Annotated in this window: 1 protein-coding gene; it reads left to right on the top strand. The window is 50.6% G+C overall.

Translation table 11 applies throughout. From position 1 onward, the window contains the following. Window positions 1-231: ATP-binding protein (locus ACSV5T_RS10480; RefSeq protein ID WP_438321115.1), on the top strand; the 231-nt coding region annotated here is incomplete at both ends.

Here is a 231-nt window from a genome sequence, read left to right as displayed (position 1 = left end):
GACGGGAATCGAGCGCCTGTTAGAAGAACTGTCACGCAAACAATCGACCGAGCTCGTATGGCGCCTCGAAGAAGTCGAATTGTCGCGACATACTGAGAATGAACTGTTCCGCATCGTCCAAGAAGCGATCAGCAACACGCTTCGCCATGCGAAAGCGAAACGACTTGAAATCGAAATGCGGACCGTGCAACAGACGGTCATCTTAAAAATAAACGACGACGGAATCGGCTT

The sequence above is a fragment of the Veillonella sp. ZSJB6 genome (assembly GCF_051549505.1).
Lineage (GTDB): Bacteria > Bacillota > Negativicutes > Veillonellales > Veillonellaceae > Veillonella.
Note: the sequence above shows the minus strand (reverse complement) of the source record. Positions and strands in the feature narration are given on the sequence as shown.